This is a genomic window from Oleomonas cavernae (genome assembly GCF_003590945.1).
GTDB classification, from domain to species: Bacteria; Pseudomonadota; Alphaproteobacteria; order Zavarziniales; family Zavarziniaceae; genus Zavarzinia; species Zavarzinia cavernae.
The window spans coordinates 1-2,740 of record NZ_QYUK01000029.1; the positions used below are offsets into that span (position 1 = coordinate 1).

Genomic DNA, 2,740 nt, shown 5'->3' on the forward strand with positions numbered 1-2,740 from the left:
ACAGCGCTTCGGAGAACGACAGCACGTAGGCCTTGCTCGCCGCATAGGTGGCGGTCCATGGCAGCGGCTGGAACGCCGCGCTGGACGCAAGGTTGAGGACACGGCCGTGGCCGCGCTCGACCATGGCCGGCAGGAAGAGATGCGTCAGTTCCGTCAGCACGGTGATATTGAGCTGGAGCAGGGCCTGCTGCTCCGCCAGCCTGGTTTCCGGGAATGTGCCACGGAAAAGCAGGCCCGCGTTGTTGACCAGGATATCGACCGCCAGTCCGCGCTGCGTGACCTCCCGATGCAGCTGCTCGGCGGCCCCGGCCTGGCCGAGGTCCTGCGGGATGACTTCGACCGCGATCCGTACTGCTGCCGCAGTCCTTGCGCCAGGGCTTCGAGCTTGTCGGCACGACGTGCGACCAGGATCAGGCTGTGCCCATGCCGGCGAAGGTCCGGGCGAACTCGGCGCCGATGCCCGAGGAGGCTCCGGTGATCAGCGTGCGACCGGGTTTGTGAGAAGGACGAATGGATGCGTTCATGAAGTTTCCGATGGGTTCCTACCACTGTTGCCAGATGACGAGGTCCATCCACACGTTGAGCAGCCAGTGGACGATGACGACCGGCCAGATCGAGCGCGTCGCGAGCACGATCGCACTGGCGGCCGGGCCCCAGAACAGCGTACCCCACAGCTCCGGCAGCGGCTTGCCGAGGTGCCAGGCCGTGTAGGCGAGCATCGGGACCAGGATCCGCCAGTCGAGGGGATAGCGCTGCCCCATCCCGCCGGCATTGCCCGCGGGGCCTGGCCAGTCGGCAGCAGGTACAGGCCGAAGAGCAGGTAGCCGCGGAAGATGAACTCGATCGCCAGGAAGAACGGCAGGTACCCCAGCTCGTAGACCACGAACTGGCCGACTCCATCGAAGTCGCGGAAGAACGGATACGTCGAGGCCATGGCCGGGTCGTTGCCATACTGGTAGAACGCGCCGAAAGAGGCGACGAAAAGTACGGCCGCCGTCATCAATGCGAGCCTGCGGAGGCCGCGCGGCGGCAGGCCGAGCCCGAACTCGCGCAGCGGCAACTTGAACACGTATCGGATCATGATCGCGGGATTCCGACGACCAGCAGGGCGCCTGCCCAGAAACTCAGCCACTCCTGATCCCAGGCAATCCCCGGGATGATCCTCGCGCGTGCCGATGGGTCGCTGCCCGGTCCGGCCCACCCGTCCCACAGCATCCCCAGCAGTTCGAGATTGCCGTGATAGCCCCAGAGCATGAGGGCAACGATCGCGCTGCCCAGGAGCAGCCCTTTCGGATCGCGGAGGGGCCCGGCAAAGGCGTTCCAGATCAGGCTCGCCACGGTGCGGACCGTGGGCGACCTGAGTTGGGAAGGGCGGATCGGGATCACGGTCGCGCCAGGAAGCGGACCAGCAGCGTGGCCAGCACAGGATACAGGCCCCAGGCCATGCCCACTCCGATCGTCAAGGCCGTCCGGCCTTTCAGGGGCCCGAGCCTGTTGCCGGGGAAGGTCCAGGCGTTCAGCCCGGCGAAATTCAGCGCCTCATAGGCGATGCCGATGATCGCGCCGCACAGGAACTGGACCGGCAGGGCGCTGCCCTGGGTCAGCCAGGCGAGCGTGCCGAACAGCAGCCCGACGGTGACCAGGACGTTGACTGCCACCATGCGCGGCGGCGTGTAGACCCACAGACGCAGCGCGCGCGCCAGGATTTCCACGAGGACGCCGAGGAACATGGAAACAGCGACAAACTTCAGCCAGGTCGTCATGCGATATTTCTCAGGTGCGGAACTTCGTCATCGAGCCAGTAGGCGCGGCCATCCTCCACCACCAGGATTTCCTCGAACTTCGCACCGAAGCCCGCTCCTCCCACGTGCGGCTCGATGGCCCATAGCCCGAGCTTGCTGCCGCGATGATCGGGATTGAGCACTTCCTTGAAGAGGCCGTGCGAGAGGAAGGCACGCTGGGCGGTGGCGCTGAACCAGTTCACCCCGAACCTGCGCAGCGGCAGTCGCAGGCCGCTGTCCTTCGACTCGGTCACGTGGTAGACGCGGTGGCCGAGCACGCTGAGCGGGTACAGGGCGTGACAATTCGTGTATCCGGCATCGGCGATCCGGCGATCGACCGCCTGCCAGATCTGCGCGGTGCTGCGGCTGGACATGAACAAACCGGGTATTTCCTCGCGCAGCTCTCGCAGGAGGCGCTGTGCCTTGCGCAGCGCTGGCGAGGCCGACAGGCTCAGGGTATAGCCGACGTCACCGATGTATCCGTTGACGATGGGCGACACGTCCAGGATCGCGATGTCCGTTGCCTTCAGCCTGCGGTCGCCGGGATGGAAGTCGTGGAAGCTGTCGTAGCCGGAGAAGCGGCTGTGCTCGCCGAACCAGGCGAACGGACGATGCAGGAAGTTCGGCGCTCCATGCGCATCGAGCCAGGCTTGCAGACGTTCAGTGACCTCCAGTTCCGAGTCGCCCTCCTGCATTTCCTTGCCGACCGCGACGACGCAGTCATAGGCCAGGCGCTGGGCTGCGCGAAACCCTTCGACGTCCACGGGCCGGGGCCGCTCGGCAGCGCTCGCGTTGACGCCGGACAGCCAGCCCAGAAATCGATGCCCCGCATAGAGGCCAGGACGCATTCCCGATTCGACAGACATGATGGAGTGTTCTCGCTTGGCGATGAGGAGGAGTGGCCTGCGCTACACCAGCACGTGGCCGTTCAGGTGCCGGCGCAGGAACTGCCCGAGTTC

Annotated in this window: 4 protein-coding genes and 1 pseudogene; all 5 read right to left on the bottom strand. The window is 65.8% G+C overall.

From position 1 onward, the window contains the following. Positions 1-358, bottom strand: a pseudogene (locus D3874_RS32335) (SDR family NAD(P)-dependent oxidoreductase); the annotation flags it as partial. 184 nt (positions 359-542) lie between these two features. After that, positions 543-761: a CPBP family intramembrane glutamic endopeptidase gene (locus D3874_RS27745; RefSeq protein ID WP_119782916.1), complete on the bottom strand. Its 219-nt coding sequence runs from the start codon at positions 759-761 to the stop codon at positions 543-545. Positions 762-1,077: 316 nt separating this feature from the next. Beyond that, positions 1,078-1,338 (bottom strand): hypothetical protein, encoded by a 261-nt coding sequence (locus D3874_RS27750; RefSeq protein ID WP_147385893.1) that lies wholly within the window; start codon positions 1,336-1,338, stop codon positions 1,078-1,080. A 44-nt stretch (positions 1,339-1,382) separates the two neighbouring features. Continuing rightward, complete coding sequence (locus D3874_RS27755; protein ID WP_117290640.1) at positions 1,383-1,763, bottom strand: hypothetical protein; 381 nt, start codon at positions 1,761-1,763, stop codon at positions 1,383-1,385. Next, positions 1,760-2,647 (bottom strand): M24 family metallopeptidase, encoded by an 888-nt coding sequence (locus D3874_RS27760; RefSeq protein WP_117290638.1) that lies wholly within the window; start codon positions 2,645-2,647, stop codon positions 1,760-1,762. The genes D3874_RS27755 and D3874_RS27760 overlap by 4 nt, the downstream gene beginning before the upstream one ends. Positions 2,648-2,740: the final 93 nt, after the last annotated feature.

Bases quoted from the DNA above. Each gene is read 5' to 3' on its own strand.
- D3874_RS27755 (WP_117290640.1), bottom strand. From the start codon at position 1,763: ATGACGACCTGGCTGAAGTTTGTCGCTGTTTCCATGTTCCTCGGCGTC.
- D3874_RS27760 (WP_117290638.1), bottom strand. From the start codon at position 2,647: ATGTCTGTCGAATCGGGAATGCGTCCTGGCCTCTATGCGGGGCATCGA.
- D3874_RS27745 (WP_119782916.1), bottom strand. From the start codon at position 761: ATGGGGCAGCGCTATCCCCTCGACTGGCGGATCCTGGTCCCGATGCTC.